This is a genomic window from Mycobacterium sp. NPDC050041, from assembly GCF_049541695.1.
Lineage (GTDB): Bacteria > Actinomycetota > Actinomycetes > Mycobacteriales > Mycobacteriaceae > Mycobacterium.
On record NZ_JBMVDG010000009.1, the window covers coordinates 118,568 to 135,654 of the forward strand.

Below are 17,087 nucleotides of genomic sequence, written 5' to 3' on the forward strand. Positions count from 1 at the left end.
TCGATGTTGGCCTCATTTCCCAGTCCGCCCCAGGGTGTGTGGTACCTCGGTCCACTCCCGATCCGCGCGTACGCGTTCTGCATCATCGTCGGCATCGTCGCTGCGCTGATCATCGGCGACCGGCGGTGGCAGAACCGCGGCGGTGAACCGGGCGTCATCTACGACATCGCCCTGTGGGCGGTCCCGTTCGGGCTGATCGGTGGTCGGCTGTACCACGTGATCACCGACTGGGAGAAGTACTTCGGTGAGTACGGCGTCGGACTCGGCGGTGCGCTGCGCATCTGGGAAGGTGGCCTCGGCATCTGGGGCGCCGTGGCGCTCGGTGGCGTCGGCGCATGGATCGCCTGCCGGCGGCGGGGTATCCCGCTGCCCGCGTTCGGCGATGCGATCGCGCCGGGGATCATTCTGGCGCAGGCCATCGGCCGGCTCGGCAACTACTTCAACCAGGAGCTGTTCGGCAGGCAGACCACGCTGCCGTGGGGGCTGGAGATCTACCAGCGGGTGCCCGACGACCTCAATGGCGTGTCCAACGGCACGCTGGTGCAGACCGTCCACCCCACGTTCCTCTACGAGCTGCTGTGGAACCTGCTGATCTTCACGTTGCTCATCCTGATCGACCGCCGATTCACGATCGGTCACGGTCGGCTGTTCGCGTTGTACGTCGCGGGCTACTGCCTGGGCCGGTTCTGGATCGAGTTGCTGCGCAGCGACTTCGCCACGGAATTCGCCGGGATTCGGGTGAACTCGTTCACGTCGGGATTCGTCTTCATCGGGGCGGTCATCTACATCATGGCCGCGCCACGCGGTCGGGAGGATCCGGCGACGCTGAGCGGAAAGACCGACGACGAGGAGTCCGACGTCGAGGAGCTCGTCAAGGTGGCCGCCGGGACGTCCGCCGCCGCCGGCGCCGTGGTCGCCGCAGCGAAAGTCGCGGGCCGCGAAGATCACTCCGACGGTCTCGGAGACGACGAACCGTCGTCCGAGGCAGCGCTCGAGGCGGATGCGCTGGCGGTCGACGTCGAGGAGGCGCCGGCCGAGGAGATCGTCGAGGCCGACGAGTTCGCGGCTGCGGGTGACGAAGCCGACGGTGAGAGCGGCGAGGCGGAGGCGGTGCTCGAGGCGGAGGCGTTGACCGCCGATGTCGAGGAGGCGCCTGCCGAGGAGATCGCCGAGGCCGACGAGTTCGCCGTCGCAGGTGACGAAGCGGACGAGACGGGCCTCGGTGCGGTCGAGGGCGATGATCCGGCCGAGGCCGAGAAGGCCGCCGAGGAAGCGCATGAGGCCGCCCTGGCGAGCCTCGATGAGCCATCGGCGGAGACTTCCGATGATGTCGGTGGTGTGGGTTCGGTCGAGGGTGAGGATGCGGTCGAGGCTGAGGTGGCTGCCGCGGAGGTGCATGAGGCGGCGATCGCGGGTGTCAGTGAGGCTGAGGCGGTCGAGGCCGAGGTAGCCGAGGCCGATGCTGTCGCCGACGAGGGCGCCGAAGCCGATGATGTCGTCGAAGAGCCGCTTCCCGTAGGCGAGAACGCCGCGGCTGCGGCCGATGCCGAAGACATCGCCGTGGATCAGGACAGCGACGCTTCCGGCGGTGTCGGTGGTGTGGGTTCGGTCGAGGGTGAGGATGCGGTCGAGGCTGAGATCGCTGCCGCGGAGGTGCATGAGGCGGCGGTCGAGGGTGTCGATGAGGCTGAGGCGGTCGAAGCCGAGGTAGCCGAAGCCGATGCTGTCGCCGACGAGCCGCTGGCCGGGGCCGGTGGCGACGTCGGTGGTGTGGGTTCGGTCGAGGGTGAGGATGCGGTCGAGGCGGAGGCGGAGGCGGCTGCCGCGGAGGTGCATGAGGCGGCGGTCGAGGGCGTCGATGAGGCTGAGGCGGTCGAAGCCGAGGTAGCCGAGGCCGACGCTGCCGAGTCCAACGAAGAGCAGCCGGTAGGCGAAAATGCCACGGCGGCTGCAGAAGCCGATGATCTCGCGGCCGACGAGCAGGCCGGCGCCGCTGACGAAGCCGCCACCGAGATCGCGGAGCCCGTTGACGATGACGCCCAACCGGTCGGGGACACGCCCGCAGTTGAAGCCGATGACCTGGTCACCGATGCCGACAGCGCGGCGGCGGTCTCTGAGACCGCCGACGTGGGCGGGGTGGGCTCGGTCGAGGGCGAGGACGCCGTCGAAGCCGAGGCCGCCGCTGAGGAAGCCCACGACAGTGCAGTCGCCGGTATCGACGAGGCAGAGGCGTCGAAGTACGAGATCCAGGTCGCCCCGCCGCCCTCGACGCCGCGGCGTCGCTGGTGGCGTCGCAACCGCTGATCGGTTATCCCCAACCGTTTCTCGTTGCTTTCGCGTGTCATAGCTCTCTGCAATAATCGAATGTATGTTCGATCCGGCGCAGGCAAGCTTCGACCAGGTGCTGGCTGTCACGCGCCCGGAGTCCGTCGAGGCCGGCACGCTGATCGCCGATCTGGTCGCGACCGCGCGTCGGGAGAATCAGCAGGCCGCGGCCCGGTTGACGATCATCGGCGACCTCTACGGGGTGCGGTTCGCCCAGCGCGATGAGATCAGCGACCAGTGGGCGGTCGACACCGAGTGCGCAGTGGCCGTCGAAGTCGCTGCCGCCTTGAACATCGGCCACGGGTCGGCGTCGATCCAGGTCAATCTGGCCCGCGGATTGCGGGAACGGCTCCCGCTGGTGGCGGCGGTGTTCCGTGCCGGGGACCTGAGCCTGGCCGTGGTCGATGTGTTGTTGCATCGAACCAGCTTGATCACTGATCCCGATAACTTGGCTGGCGTCGACGCACGGTTGGCTGGGGCGGCGGTGCGGTTGATGGCGATGAGTCCCGGTCAGCTGTGCGGGCATGTCGACCGGATCATCGCCCGGGTGGATCGGGATGCGGTGCGGCGGCGTAAGAGGGCCCGGGAGCTCCGTGAGTTCTGGGTCAACGACGGCCTCGATGGGATGAGCAGTTTCGGCGGCACCATGAGCACCGTCGATGCTCAGGTGTTCGAGCGCAGTGTCGACGCGATGGCCGACACGGTGTGCCCCGATGACCCCCGCACCAAGCGTCAGCGCCGTGTCGATGCCATCGCCGCGGTGTGCAGCGGCGCCCAACGCCTGGGATGCCAATGCGGCAACCCTGAGTGCCCGAAGCAGGACGCGGTCGCCGCCCCGTTCGTCATCCACACCATCACCGGCCCCCACACTGACGCCGATGCCCACGCCGACGACGTGGATGCCGATGCCGCCTCCTACACCGATGCCGACTCGACTGCCGATGCCGCCGAGAACTCCGACACCGTCGATGAGTCGGTGGCGAGTCTGGTGCACAACGACGGCATCCTGCCGCCTGAACAGCTCACCGGCCTGGCCGAGCACGCCACCATCCGGCCACTCATCCACCCCGGCGACGCGCCACCTGAGCCGCGCTACACCCCGTCGCGGAATCTGGCGGAGTTCGTGCGGTGCCGCGACATGGGCTGCCGATTCCCCGGCTGCGATGTGCCGGCGTTCAGCACCGACATCGACCACACCGTCCCTTACAGCCAGGGCGGGCCGACGCAGGCGTCGAACCTCAAATGCCTGTGCCGCCTGCACCATTTGATCAAGACGTTCTGGGGTTGGCACGACCGACAACACCGCGACGGCACCGTCGTCTGGACCAGCCCCGCCGGGCAGACCTACACCACCCGACCGGGTTCGGCGCTGCTGTTCCCGTACCTGTGCACCCCGACCGCCGCGGCGGTCATCACACCGCGGCCCGACGACCGCGGCGTTGATCGCACCGCGATGATGCCGAACCGGCAACGCTCCCGGGCCCAGAACAAGGCGGCCCGCATCGCCGCCGAACGCCAACAAAATCGCGATCACCGCGAAGCCCGCCGGCGCGCCCGCCGGCAAGCACTCGACAAATTGTTCGCCCCCCAGCCACCACCCCAACCCGGCGACGAACCGCCACCCTTCTGAAAGCCACCACCACCTTTTCCGGTTTCCCTCCCTTATGGGGAACCGGGGGTTCTGGCATGCTGGCGGCATGACCGATCCCGCGCAGTTCGGCAGCAGCTCAGAGGGCACGAACCCGCCCCCTCCGCCGGGGCAGTACCCGCCGCCTCCCGGCCAACACGAAGCATCCCCCGGCCAGTACGGCACCTCGCCCGGCGAGTACGGCACCTCGCCCGGCCAGTACGGCACATCAGGCCAGTACGGCACTCCCGGTCAGTACGGCACCCCGCCGCCGGGTCAGTACGGCACCCCGCCCGGCCAGTACCCGCCGCCGGCAACTGGCCAGTACGACCCGGTGGCGCCCTACGGCCGTCACCCCTTCACCGGTGAGCCCTTCTCCGACAAGTCGAAGATCGTCGCCGGACTTCTCCAGCTGATCGGCCTGTTCGGGCTCGTCGGCATCGGCCGCATCTACATGGGGGACACCAAGCTCGGCGTCATCCAGCTCGTCGTCGGCATCGTCACATGCGGCCTCGGCGCCGTCATCTGGGGCATCGTCGACGCCATCCTCATCCTCACCGACAAGGTGCGCGATCCGCTGGGACGTCCGCTGCGCGATGGAACCTAGCGTCGCATCGAGCAGCCGCACACGGCTGTACGGCGCGCTCGGTGCCGGCGCGGTGGTGGCCGGTTCCCTGGCTTACATCGGCATCGCCGACCCGCACCGCCCCGGCTTCCTGTTCCCCGGCTGTCCCTTCAAGCAGCTGACGGGGTGGGACTGCCCGGCCTGCGGCGGCCTGCGCATGACGCACGACCTGCTGCACGGCGATGTCGCGGCGGCGGTGACCGACAACGTCTTCCTGCTCGTCGGGCTGCCGCTGTTGGCACTGTGGTTCGCGGTGCGCTGGCGACTCGGGCGCCGTCTGATGCCGGTCGCGGCCATCGCTGTGCTCGTGGTCACCGTGACCACCTGGACCGTGGTGCGCAACCTCCCCGGGTTTCCGCTGGTCCCGACTCTTCTCGACGGGTAGCAACCCACCTCCGCTGATACACTGGCTCCTCGGGCCGGTGCAGTCCCGGAATCGAAAGAATCCGGACTGCGGAGGTACCAACGCATGCTGTTCTCGGCATTGCCTCGACCGCAGGGTCTCTACGACCCCGCCAACGAAGCAGACTCCTGTGGCGTCGCCATGATCACCGACATCCAGGGCCGCCGCACCCACGCCATCGTCGCCGACGGCCTGGTCGCGCTCGAACACCTCGATCACCGCGGCGCTGCCGGCGCGGAGACGAACAGCGGCGACGGCGCAGGCATCCTCATCCAGCTCCCGGTCGAACTCTTCCGCGACGTCGTCGACTTCGACCTCCCCGCCCCCACCGACGACGGTTGCAACACCTTCGCCGCGGGACTCTGTTTCTTGCCCCAGGATTCGGCCGCCCGGGCCGCCGCCACCCAGCGCATCGAGGCCATCGCCGGTGAAGAGGGACTCGAGGTCCTCGGCTGGCGCAAGCTGCCCGTCGCCCCCGACGGCGCCGGTGTCGGAGCGACCGCGCTGAGCTGCATGCCCTACTTCTCTCAGCTCTTCGTCGCCGCCCCCGAACACCATGGCACCCGCCCCGGCGGCATCGAGCTCGACCGCCGCGTCTACCCCCTGCGCAAGCGCGCCGAAGCCGAGGCGCAGGCCTACTTCCCGACGCTGTCCAGCCGCACCATCGCCTACAAGGGCATGCTCACCACCGTCCAGCTTCCGCAGTTCTTCGCCGACCTGCGCGACGAGCGCTGCATCAGCGCCATGGCGATCGTGCACAGCCGCTTCTCCACCAACACCTTCCCGTCCTGGCCGCTGGCCCACCCGTTCCGGTTCGTCGCCCACAACGGCGAGATCAACACCGTGCGCGGCAACCGCAACCGCATGCATGCCCGGGAGGCGATGCTGGCCAGCGCGAAGATCCCGGGCGACATCACCCGGCTCTCACCGATCTGCACGCCCGAGGCGTCCGACTCGGCGTCGTTCGACGAGGTGCTCGAACTGCTGCACCTCGGCGGCCGTGAGCTGCCGCACGCCGTGCTCATGATGATCCCCGAAGCGTGGGAGAACGACTCCGCCATGGACCCCGCCGAGCGGGCGTTCTGGCAGTTCCACGCCTCCCTGATGGAACCGTGGGACGGTCCGGCGTGCGTCACGTTCACCGACGGCACCGTCGTCGGAGCGGTGTTGGATCGCAACGGTTTACGGCCCGGCCGCTGGTGGCGCACGGTGGACGACCGGCTCATCCTTGCCAGCGAGGCCGGGGTGCTCGACGTGCCGTCCGGGCAGATCGTCGCCAAGGGCCGCCTACAGCCGGGCCGCATGCTGCTCATCGACACCGCCCAGGGTCGCATCGTTCCCGACGACGAGATCAAGGAACAGCTCTCGGCGGCCGAACCGTACGGCGAATGGCTGCATGCCGGCCTGCTGGACCTCGCGACCCTGCCCGACCGGGCCCGGGTGCAGCCCAACCACGAGTCGGTGGTGCGCAGGCAGATCTCCTTCGGCTACACCGAGGAAGAGCTCCGCATCCTGCTCACCCCGATGGCCGCCTCCGGCACCGAACCGCTGGGCTCCATGGGCACCGACACCCCCACGGCGGTGCTGTCGGAACGGTCGCGCCTGCTCTACGAGTACTTCGTCGAGTTGTTCGCCCAGGTGACGAATCCGCCGCTGGACGCCATCCGCGAGGAGGTCGTCACCAGTATGTCCCGGGTGATGGGCCCGGAGCGGAACCTGCTCGAACCCACCGCCGCGTCGTGTCGCCAGATCCTGGTCAAGTGGCCGGTGCTCGACAACGACGAACTCAACAAGATCGTCCACATCAACGCCGACGGCGAACACCCCGGTCTGCGCACCACCGTGCTCAAGGCGCTCTACGACGTCGAGCGCGGCGGCGAAGGTCTGGCCGACGCCCTCGACGAGCTCCGCAACCGCGCCTGCGACGCCATCGCCAAAGGCGCCCGCACCCTGGTGATCTCGGACCGCGACTCCGACCACACGCGCGCCCCGATCCCGTCGCTGCTCGCGGTGTCGGCGGTGCACCACCACCTGGTGCGGACCAAGGAGCGCACCGCCGTGGCGCTGGTCGTCGAGTCCGGCGACGCCCGCGAGGTCCACCACATCGCGATGCTCATCGGCTTCGGCGCCGCCGCCGTGAACCCGTACCTGGCCTTCGAGTCGATCGAGGACCTCATCCGCGAGGGCGAACTCACCGGCATCGAACCGGCCACCGCCGTCCGCAACTACCTCAAGGCGCTGGGCAAGGGCGTCACGAAGGTGATGAGCAAGATGGGCATCTCCACCGTGGCGTCCTACACCGCCGCCCAGGCCTTCGAGGCGGTGGGCATCGACCGTGACGTGATCGACGAGTACTTCACCGGGACCCCCACCCAGCTCGGCGGCATCGGCCTCGACGTCATCGCCGAGGAGGTCAAGCTGCGGCATCGCCGCGCCTACCCGGAGAATCCCACCGAACGCGTGCACCGGCGCCTCGAGGTCGGCGGTGAATACGCCTTCCGCCGCGAGGGCGAGCTCCACCTGTTCACCCCCGAAGTCGTCTTCCTGCTGCAGCATTCGACCCGCACCGGCCGCCACGAGGTGTTCCGTCAGTATTCCGACGAGGTGAACCGGCTGGCCCGCGACGGCGGTGCGCTGCGCGGGCTGTTCGAATTCCGCACCGACGTCCGCCCGCCGGTCCCGCTCGACGAGGTGGAGTCCGTCGACTCGATCGTCACCCGGTTCAACACCGGCGCCATGAGCTACGGCTCCATCAGCGCCGAGGCGCACGAGACCATGGCCATCGCGATGAACAACCTCGGCGGCCGGTCCAACAGTGGCGAGGGCGGCGAGGACGTCGACCGCCTCTACGACCCCCGCCGCCGCAGTGCGGTCAAGCAGGTGGCCTCCGGCCGGTTCGGCGTCACCAGCGACTACCTGGTCAACGCCAGCGACATCCAGATCAAGATGGCCCAGGGCGCCAAACCCGGTGAGGGCGGCCAGCTCCCGGGCTACAAGGTGTACCCGAACATCGCCAAGACCAGGCACTCCACTCCGGGCGTCGGGCTCATCTCGCCGCCGCCGCACCACGACATCTACTCCATCGAGGACCTCGCGCAGCTCATCCACGATCTCAAGAACGCCAACGACCAGGCGCGCGTCCACGTCAAGCTGGTCGCCAGCGTCGGGGTGGGCACCGTGGCCGCGGGCGTGTCCAAGGCGCACGCCGACGTGGTGCTGATCTCCGGCTACGACGGCGGCACCGGCGCGGCGCCGCTGACATCGCTCAAACACGCGGGCGCGCCGTGGGAGATCGGCCTGGCCGACGCGCAGCAGACGCTGATGCTCAACGGTCTGCGCGACCGCATCACCGTGCAGTGCGACGGCGGGATGCGCACCGCTCGCGACGTGATCGTCGCCGCGCTGCTCGGCGCCGAGGAGTTCGGCTTCGCCACCGCACCGCTGGTGGTGTCCGGTTGCATCATGATGCGGGTCTGTCACCTCGACACCTGCCCGGTCGGCGTGGCCACCCAGAACCCCGAGCTGCGGGCCCGGTTCAACGGCAAGCCGGAGTTCGTGGAGAACTACTTCCGGTTCATCGCCGAGGACATCCGCCGCTACCTGGCAGATCTCGGGTTCCGCAGCATCGACGAGGCCGTCGGGCGCGCCGAGATGCTCGACACCGCCGCCGGCGTCGCGCACTGGAAGGCCAAGGGGCTCGACCTGGCCCCGATCTTCGCGGTGCCGACCGACGCGCACGGCGCCGAGATCACCCAGCGGCACAAGGTCAAGGACCAGTACCACGCACTCGATCAGGCGCTGGACCAGACGCTGATCCAGCTGGCCGAGGGCGCGCTCGAGGACGCCCACCCGGTGCGGCTGGAACTGCCGATCCGCAACGTCAACCGAACCGTCGGCACCCTGCTCGGCGCCGAGGTGACCCGGCGCTACGGCGCCGCCGGGCTGCCCGACGGCACCATCCACATCAGCCTCACCGGATCGGCCGGCCAGTCGATCGGGGCGTTCCTGCCGCCCGGCATCACCCTCGAGCTGGTCGGCGACGCCAACGACTATGTGGGCAAGGGCCTTTCGGGCGGCCGGGTGATCGTGCGGCCGCCCGACGACGTGCTGTTCCTGCCGGAGGACAATGTGATCGCCGGCAACACCCTGCTCTACGGCGCCACCTCCGGTGAGGTGTTCCTGCGCGGCCGTGTCGGAGAACGCTTCTGCGCCCGCAACTCCGGCGCACTGGCCGTCGTCGAGGGCGTCGGCGACCACGCCTGCGAATACATGACCGGCGGGCGGGTCGTCGTGCTCGGCCGCACCGGGCGCAACATGGCGGCGGGGATGTCCGGCGGCATCGCCTACGTGCTCGGCCTCGACCCTGCGCGAGTGAACCCGGCGATGGTCGAATTGCAACGCCTGGAACCCGAGGACCTGGTGTGGCTGCACGGCGTGGTCGCCGAGCACGCTCGCCGCACCGGCAGCACACTTGCGACGTCCGTGCTGTCGGACTGGCCGCGCCGCAGCGCCCAGTTCACCAAGGTGATGCCGCGCGACTACCAGCGCGTGCTGCAGGCGACCCGGATGGCCAAGGCCGAGGGCCGCGACGTCGACACCGCGATCATGGAGGCGAGCCGTGGCTGATCCCAGCGGATTTCTCAAGGTGCACAAGGTCGAGGCGCCCAAGCGGCCGGTCGACGAACGGGTCGGCGACTGGCGTGAGGTCTACGAACAGCAGAGCGCGCAGGACCGCGCCGCGGAGGTGTCCCAGCAGGCCCGCCGCTGCATGGACTGCGGAATCCCGTTCTGCCACTCCGGAACCGCGGGATGTCCGCTGGGCAACCTGATCCCGGAGTGGAACGACCTGGTGCGCCGCGGCCGGTGGGACGCCGCCAGCGACCGGCTGCACGCCACCAACAATTTCCCCGAGTTCACCGGACGGCTGTGCCCGGCGCCGTGCGAGGCGGCCTGCGTGCTGTCGATCGGGGAGGACCGCACCGGCGGCAGCGTCACGATCAAGCGCATCGAGAACACCATCGCCGACCACGCCTGGGCGATGGGCATCGTCGAACCCCAGCCTGCCGCCATCGCGACCGGTAAGCGTGTCGCGGTGGTCGGCTCCGGGCCCGCGGGCCTGGCGGCCGCACAGCAGCTCACCCGCGCCGGCCACGACGTGACGGTCTACGAGCGCGACGACCGGCTCGGCGGCCTGATGCGGTACGGCATCCCGGAGTACAAGCTGGAGAAGTCGACGCTCAATCAGCGGCTGGCCCAGATGCGCGCCGAGGGCACCCGCTTCGTCACCGAGTGCGAGGTCGGTGTCGACCTCACCGTCGAGCAGCTGCGTGCCCGCTACGACGCGGTGGTGCTCGCCGTCGGCGCGCTGCGCGCCCGTGACAACGACGTCGAGGGCCGCGAGCTCAACGGCGTCCACCTGGCGATGGAGCACCTGGTGCCTGCCAACAAGGAGTGCGAGGGCGACGGGCCGTCGGCGATCTCGGCCGCGGGCAAGCACGTCGTCATCATCGGCGGTGGCGACACCGGCGCCGACTGCCTGGGCACCGCGCACCGACAGGGCGCGGCGTCGGTCACCCAGCTGGACTACAACCCCGAACCGCCCGAGCAGCGCGACGACACCCGGTCACCGTGGCCCACGTGGCCGCTGGTGCTGCGCACCCGGCTCTCACCGGCACACGCCGAGGGTGGGCACCGGCGCTACGAGGTGGCCGTGCAGCGGTTCATCGGCGACGGCGACGGCAACCTGCGGGCGCTGGAGATCGCCGAGGTCAAGGTGGAGCGCGACGCCGAGGGCAGGCGGCACATCGTGCCGGTCGGGGAGTCCCTGGAGATCCCGTGCGAGCTGGCGTTGCTGGCGATCGGGTTCGACGGTGTCGACCACATGCCGCTGCTCGACGGGCTCGGCCTGGCGCTGAACCGGCGCGGTGCGCTGCCGTGCGGTTCGGACTGGCAGACCGACGCCCCCGGCGTGTTCGTGTGCGGTGACGCACACCGTGGCGCATCGCTGATCGTGTGGGCCATCGCGGAGGGCCGCAGTGCTGCGCACGCCGTCGACGCCCACCTGATGGGTGAATCGGATCTGCCCGCACCCGTCATCCCCGGTGCGCTGCCGTTGGCCGTCGTCTGAATCGATTAGGGACTATATTGAGGCAACGTGAGTAGACGCGGGAAAATCGTCTGTACCCTCGGCCCGGCCACCGCCAGCGACGAGAAAGTCAAAGCGCTGGTGAAGGCGGGAATGGACGTCGCGCGGCTGAACTTCAGCCACGGCGACTACCCCGACCACGAGGCCAACTACAAATGGGTGCGCGCGGCCTCCGACGCCACCGGCCACGCGGTCGGCATCCTCGCTGACCTTCAGGGCCCCAAGATCCGGCTCGGTCGCTTCGCCGACGGTCCCACCGAGTGGACCGCGGGCGAGACCGTGCGCATCACGGTCGACGACGTCGAGGGCACCCACGACCGGGTGTCCACCACCTACAAGCGGCTCGTTGAGGACGCCAACCCGGGTGACCGGGTGCTGGTCGACGACGGCAACGTCGGGCTGACCGTCGAGAGCATCGACGGCACCGACGTCGTGTGCACCGTCACCGAGGGCGGCAAGGTCAGCAACAACAAAGGCATGTCGCTGCCAGGGATGAACGTCTCGGCGCCAGCGCTGTCGGAGAAGGACGTCGAGGACCTCGAGTTCGCGCTGCGGCTCGGCGTCGATCTGGTCGCGCTGTCGTTCGTGCGCTCCCCGGCCGACATCGAGTTGGTGCACGAGGTGATGGACCGGGTCGGCCGGCGGGTCCCCGTGATCGCCAAGCTGGAGAAGCCCGAGGCCATCGACAACCTCGAGGCGATCGTGCTGGCCTTCGACGCGATCATGGTCGCCCGCGGTGACCTCGGTGTCGAGCTCCCGCTCGAGGAGGTGCCGCTGGTGCAGAAGCGGGCCATCCAGATGGCCCGGGAGAACGCCAAGCCGGTGATCGTCGCCACCCAGATGCTCGAGTCGATGATCGAGAACTCCCGGCCGACCCGCGCGGAGGCGTCCGACGTCGCCAACGCCGTGCTCGACGGCGCCGACGCGGTGATGCTCTCCGGTGAGACGTCGGTCGGCAAGTACGCGCTCGACGCCGTCAGGACCATGGCGCGCATCGTCTGCGCGGTCGAGGAGAACTCGGTGGTGGTGCCACCGCTGACCCACGTGCCGCGCACCAAGCGCGGGGTCATCTCCTATGCGGCCCGCGACATCGGCGAGCGCCTCGACGCCAAGGCGCTGGTCGCCTACACCCAGTCGGGGGACACGGTGCGCCGGCTGGCTCGGCTGCACACGCCGCTGCCGTTGCTGGCCTTCACCTCGCTGCCCGAGGTCCGCAGTCAGCTCGCCCTGAGCTGGGGCACCGAGACGTTCATCGTCCCGCACATCCAGACCACGGACGGGATGATCCGGCAGGTCGACAAGTCGCTGCTGGAACTCGGCCGCTACAAGCGCGGCGACCTGGTGGTCATCATCGCGGGCGCTCCGCCCGGCACAGTAGGCTCCACCAATCTGATCCATGTGCACCGGATCGGGGAGGACGATGTGTAGTCCGATGCGGGTCTAGTCGGACGGCGGGATGAGGGGGACTCTTGGCGGCAGCGGATTTCCACGAGCTGCTGGCGGTCCTCGACCTCCACCGCGTCGACGACGCGACGTTCGTCGGCAGGCATCCGAGCAAGAACCCGATCCGCACGTTCGGCGGCCAGATGATGGCGCAGGCGTTCGTGGCGGCCGGCCGGTCGCTGGACGTCCCGATCGCGCCCAGTGCGTTGTCGGCGCACTTCATCGCAGGCGGTGATCCCACCCGCGACCTCGAGTTCCACGTCCACCGGTTGCGCGACGAGCGCCGGTTCGCGAACCGGCGGGTCGACGTCTGCCAGGGTGACCTGCTGCTGACCACGGCGATGGTGTCGTTCATGAACGGCGGCCGGGGCCTCGAGCACGCCGTCGAGGCGCCGCCGGTTCCCGGACCGGACAGCCTGCCCACGATCGACGACCTGCTCCGCGGTTACGAGAAGACGGTGCCGCACTTCGTGGAGGCGCTGCGGCCGATCGAGTGGCGCTACACCAACGACCCCGCCTGGGTGATGCGCGACAAGGGCGAGCGGCTCGACTACAACCAGGTGTGGCTCAAGGCCGACGGCACGATGCCCGACGACCCGGTGCTGCACACCGCGGCGCTCGTCTACAGCTCGGACACCACGGTGCTCGACTCGATCATCACCACCCACGGCCTGTCCTGGGGCCATGACCGCATCTTCGCGGTGACGATGGACCACTCGGTGTGGTTCCACCGGCCGGTGCGGTTCGACGAATGGGTGCTGTACTCCACCACCTCACCGGTCGCCGCGGAATCCCGCGGGCTCGGCACCGGGCACTTCTTCGACCGGTCCGGCGCGATGCTGGCCACCGTGGTGCAGGAGGGTGTGGTGAAGTACTTCCCCGGCCGCTAGGGGGTGGCCGTCGGTGTCAGCGTGACGCTGAACTGGTCTTCCATGTTGTTGGTGAATTCTTCCTCGCACTGTTGCTGAGCCTCGACGTCGTTGCCCGCGCGCTGCAGGCAGTCGACGAGGTCGGCCCCGCCGAGTTCGCTGAAACCCCAGATCGACAGTGCGATGGCGACGATGGACACGATCACGCCGAGAAATCCGAGCACGATGCCCGCGGTGGCGATGCCGCCGTTGGTGGCCTCACCGCGCTTGGCCCGGCCCCGCCCGACGAAGCCGAGGACGATGGCGGCGACGCCGAGCACGATGCCGCCGAACACGGTGAACAGCCCGATGATCGCGACGACGAGCGCGGCGATCCCGATGCCGTTCTTCGGAGCGGTCGGCGGCTGCGCGTAGGGATATCCGCCGTAGGGCTGCGGCGGGGGCGGCGGATATGCACCGGGCTGCGCGCCGTACTGGTAGCCCGGCGGGGGCCCTGGTGGCGGCGACTGCTCTGGCTTGTCCGGGTCGGTCATGCGTCGGAGGTTACCCGTCCGGGGGCGAGGTCGAGTCGCAGACAGTCGATGTCGCGTGTCAGGTGGTGGGTGGCCACCACCACCGCGCGATCGGCGGGGAAAAGGGCACCGGGGGTGAGCAGTTCGGCGAGCAGACGCTGCGCGTCTGCGGCGTCGAGGTGTTCGGTCGGCTCGTCGAGCAGCACCACAGGGAAGGTCGACACCAGTGCGCGCGCCAGCAGCAGCCGCCTGCGCTGGCCGGCCGACACCGCCGCGCCGCCACCCACCAGCACGGTGGACAGGCCGGCGGGCAACGCGTCGAGCCAGTCCGTCAGGCCGGCACGGCCCAGTGCCGATCGCAGCTCGTCATCGGTCGCGTCGCCGCGGGCGACGAGCAGGTTGTCCCGGACCGTGGTGGCGAACAGATGGCCGTCCTCACCGAAAAAGCCTGCGGCCGATCCGTTCTCGCGTCCCTTGTCGGCGATCGCGAGCAGCAGCGTGGTCTTGCCCGACCCGCTGGGGCCGGTGACGGCGATGCGGTCGCCGGAGCGGACGTCGAGCGGCGGCACCGGCGGGCGGCGCCGTGGGGTGTCGTGCGGGTCGACCAGGTCGTGCAGTCGGCGCGCGGCGATCCGTGCGCGGTTCAGCGCCACCGCGGCGGCGGGCAGCGCGCCGGTCGCCTCGAAGGCCGCCAGCGGCACGAGCATCAGCACGGCGAGCGTGGTGGGCGCGACGGCACCGGCGAGCGACACCGCGGCAACGACGGCGGCCAGCACGCTGACGCCCGTCGCCGCGGTGGGCGTGGCCGCGGCGGTGGCGGCAGGCGCCGCGGCGCGGTCGGTGGCCTCGCCCCAGTCGCACTGCCTGCGGTGCGCCTCGGCGAGCACGTCGTCGAGCCTGCCGCCGACGCGCAGTTCCGGTGCGTGCTCCAGCGCCAGCATCGCGGCCACGTCTCGGCGCGAGTGATGTTCGGCGGCAACCGCTTCGGCGGCGCCGACGGCCCTGGCGGTGACGGCGGGCGCCGCGACACCGGCGATCAGCAGGCACACCGCCAGCACACCTGCGGCGGCGGGGGAGATGACAGCCAGTAGGCCGACGGCGGCCACGGACAGCACCGCCGCCACCGCAATCGGCAGCACGGCGCCCACCAGCACATCGGACAGCTCGTCCACCGAGGCGCCCGCGCGGGCCACCAGTTCGCCGCTCGGCAGCCGCATCACGACCTCCGTGGGCGCCGCCGCCAGCCGCCGGTACAGGTCGACGCGGACGTTCCCGGCCGACCGCAGCGCGGTGTCGTGTGCGGCGAGCCGCTGGCAGTACCCGAGGACACCGCGGGAGATGCCCAGCGCCCGGACGGCGACTACGGCCACGGTCAGGTCGAGGATCGGCGGCATCTGCCACGCGCGGGTGATCAGCCACGCCGACACGGCGGTCAGCGCGAGCGCGCTACCCAGCGACAGCACCCCGAGCGTCGTCGCCACCAGCAGGCGGGACCATCGCGGCCGCAGCAGCGCGACCGCCAGCCGGAGGAAGTCACCGTGCGGCAACGGCGTCGGCACCGACATCACCCCCGATGTGCAGCACCTGGTCACCGATCGCCAGCACCGGGTCGCGGTGTCCGACCACCACCACGGTCGCCCCGGCGCGTGCCCGCGCGGTGATCGCCTCGAGCACCCGGGCCTCCAGGGCGGCGTCCAGGTGCGCGGTCGGTTCGTCGAGCAGCAGCACGGGTGCCGACGAGCCCAGCGCGCGCGCCAGCCCGAGCCGCTGGCGCTGGCCGAGTGACAGGCCGACGCCGTCGCGTCCGACCACGGTCTGCGCCCCCGCGGGCAGGTCGGCCAGCACCGCATCGAATCCCGTTGCACGGCAGACCTCGTCGATGTCCACTAGCGGGCCGAACAGCTCGAGGTTGTCGGCCACCGTTCCGGGCACCACGACCGGGCGGTGGTCCAGCCAGGACACCTGCGCCCACCAGGCGGGCAGGTCGAGGTCGGCCACGTCGACACCTGCGACGCGGACCCGGCCCGATGCCGGCGCGGCCAGCCCGAGGATGGTGTGCAGGGTGGTGCTCTTGCCGCACCCGTTCGGTCCGGTCAGCACGGTGACCGCACCGGGGGCGATCTCGAGCGCGGGATCGTCGACGGTGATGGTGGCGCCCGCCGCGTGGACGCGGGTGCTGCCGCTCGGGGGCGCCGGCTGGTCGAGAAGGGTGAAAGCCCGCTCCGCGGCCGCCTTTCCGTCCTGGGCGGCGTGGAACTCCACGCCGACGCGGCGCAGCGGCCAGAACACCTCGGGTGCCAGTAGCAGCGCGGTCAGCCCCGCCGACAGGGTGAGCTCGCCGTACACCAGTCGCAGGCCGACACCGACCGCCACCAGCGCCACGCCGAGGGTGGCGATCAGTTCAAGCACCAGTCCGGACAGGAAGGCGATCCGCAGCGTGGCCATCGCCGAACGGCGGTGCGCGGCCGACAGTTCGGCGATGCGCCCGGCGGCGCCGTCGGCCCGTCCCAGCGCACGCAGCGTCGGGATGCCTGCGACGAGGTCGAGCAGGCGCGACTGCAGTGTGGTCAGCGCGGCCAGCGAGGCGGCCGACCGGTCGCGGGTCAGCAGGCCGATCAGCACCATGAACACCGGGATGAGGGGCAGGGCGATCAGCACGATCAGCGCGGAGCGCCAGTCGTAGACGGCGATGGCCAGCGCGGCGGCCGGTGTGAGGACCGCCGCGAGCAGCACGGCGGGCAGGTAGGCGGTGAAGAACGGTCGCAGCCCGTCGAGTCCGCGGCTGACGAGGACCGCCGCGGCATCCCGGTCGGCGGCGAGCCGGCGGGGCGGCGCAGCGGTGACCGCGCGCAGCACCCGGCCGGACAGGTCAGCGATCAGCGCGGTAGCCCCGCGCTGCGACAACCGTCCCTGCGCCCACTGGGCGGCGACGCGCACGGCGTAGAGCAGGGCCAGCACCGACAGCGCGGGAGTCCACCGCGCCAGGCCGCCAGAGCCGGGGTCGGTGACGATGCCGGCCACCAGATGGGCGAGCAGCACGGCCGAGGCGATGGTTGCGGCAGCGGTCACCACACCGCACGCCACCGAGGCGATGACGTGGCGGCGCACCGCCGGTGAGGCGGCGACGACCCGGGGCAG

11 protein-coding genes are annotated in these 17,087 nt (G+C 70.4%); 8 read left to right on the plus strand and 3 right to left on the minus strand.

Translation table 11 applies throughout. The features are described from left to right. The first annotated feature begins 3 nt into the window (after nucleotides 1-3). From lgt to ACPCHZ_RS23870, 8 genes are all read left to right on the plus strand, one after another. Nucleotides 4-2,304, plus strand: coding sequence for a prolipoprotein diacylglyceryl transferase (gene lgt / locus ACPCHZ_RS23835; RefSeq protein ID WP_423487110.1), 2,301 nt, complete (start codon nucleotides 4-6; stop codon nucleotides 2,302-2,304). A gap of 64 nt (nucleotides 2,305-2,368) precedes the next feature. Then, a complete protein-coding gene (locus tag ACPCHZ_RS23840; protein ID WP_423487005.1) occupies nucleotides 2,369-3,955 on the plus strand; it encodes a DUF222 domain-containing protein in 1,587 nt (528 codons plus the stop codon). A 67-nt stretch (nucleotides 3,956-4,022) separates the two neighbouring features. Beyond that, entirely contained in the window at nucleotides 4,023-4,559 is a 537-nt protein-coding gene (locus ACPCHZ_RS23845) for a TM2 domain-containing protein (protein ID WP_423487006.1), read from the plus strand. Then, complete coding sequence (locus ACPCHZ_RS23850) at nucleotides 4,549-4,962, plus strand: DUF2752 domain-containing protein (protein WP_423487007.1); 414 nt, start codon at nucleotides 4,549-4,551, stop codon at nucleotides 4,960-4,962. The genes ACPCHZ_RS23845 and ACPCHZ_RS23850 overlap by 11 nt, the downstream gene beginning before the upstream one ends. An 84-nt stretch (nucleotides 4,963-5,046) precedes the next feature. Further along, entirely contained in the window at nucleotides 5,047-9,606 is a 4,560-nt protein-coding gene (gene gltB / locus ACPCHZ_RS23855) for a glutamate synthase large subunit (protein ID WP_423487008.1), read from the plus strand. Continuing rightward, entirely contained in the window at nucleotides 9,599-11,107 is a 1,509-nt protein-coding gene (locus tag ACPCHZ_RS23860) for a glutamate synthase subunit beta (protein ID WP_423487009.1), read from the plus strand. The genes gltB and ACPCHZ_RS23860 overlap by 8 nt, the downstream gene beginning before the upstream one ends. Nucleotides 11,108-11,134: 27 nt before the next feature. After that, nucleotides 11,135-12,553: a pyruvate kinase gene (gene pyk / locus ACPCHZ_RS23865; protein ID WP_302916245.1), complete on the plus strand. Its 1,419-nt coding sequence runs from the start codon at nucleotides 11,135-11,137 to the stop codon at nucleotides 12,551-12,553. A 41-nt stretch (nucleotides 12,554-12,594) separates the two neighbouring features. Next, nucleotides 12,595-13,458, plus strand: a complete 864-nt coding sequence (locus ACPCHZ_RS23870; protein WP_423487010.1) for an acyl-CoA thioesterase II — start codon at nucleotides 12,595-12,597, stop codon at nucleotides 13,456-13,458. Here ACPCHZ_RS23870 and ACPCHZ_RS23875 read toward each other — a convergent pair. Genes ACPCHZ_RS23875 through cydD form a run of 3 tightly spaced genes read right to left on the minus strand, consistent with a single transcriptional unit; the run spans nucleotide 13,455 to nucleotide 17,057 of the window. Further along, the gene (locus ACPCHZ_RS23875; protein WP_423487011.1) at nucleotides 13,455-13,970 is read right to left on the minus strand and encodes a DUF4190 domain-containing protein; all 516 of its coding nucleotides are present in this window, start codon (nucleotides 13,968-13,970) and stop codon (nucleotides 13,455-13,457) included. The genes ACPCHZ_RS23870 and ACPCHZ_RS23875 overlap by 4 nt on opposite strands. Continuing rightward, on the minus strand, nucleotides 13,967-15,514 hold the full coding sequence (locus tag ACPCHZ_RS23880; RefSeq protein WP_423487012.1) for an ATP-binding cassette domain-containing protein: 1,548 nt from the start codon (nucleotides 15,512-15,514) through the stop codon (nucleotides 13,967-13,969). The genes ACPCHZ_RS23875 and ACPCHZ_RS23880 overlap by 4 nt, the downstream gene beginning before the upstream one ends. Next, the gene (gene cydD, locus ACPCHZ_RS23885; RefSeq protein WP_423487111.1) at nucleotides 15,483-17,057 is read right to left on the minus strand and encodes a thiol reductant ABC exporter subunit CydD; all 1,575 of its coding nucleotides are present in this window, start codon (nucleotides 17,055-17,057) and stop codon (nucleotides 15,483-15,485) included. Before cydD ends, ACPCHZ_RS23880 begins: the two co-directional genes overlap by 32 nt. Nucleotides 17,058-17,087: the final 30 nt, after the last annotated feature.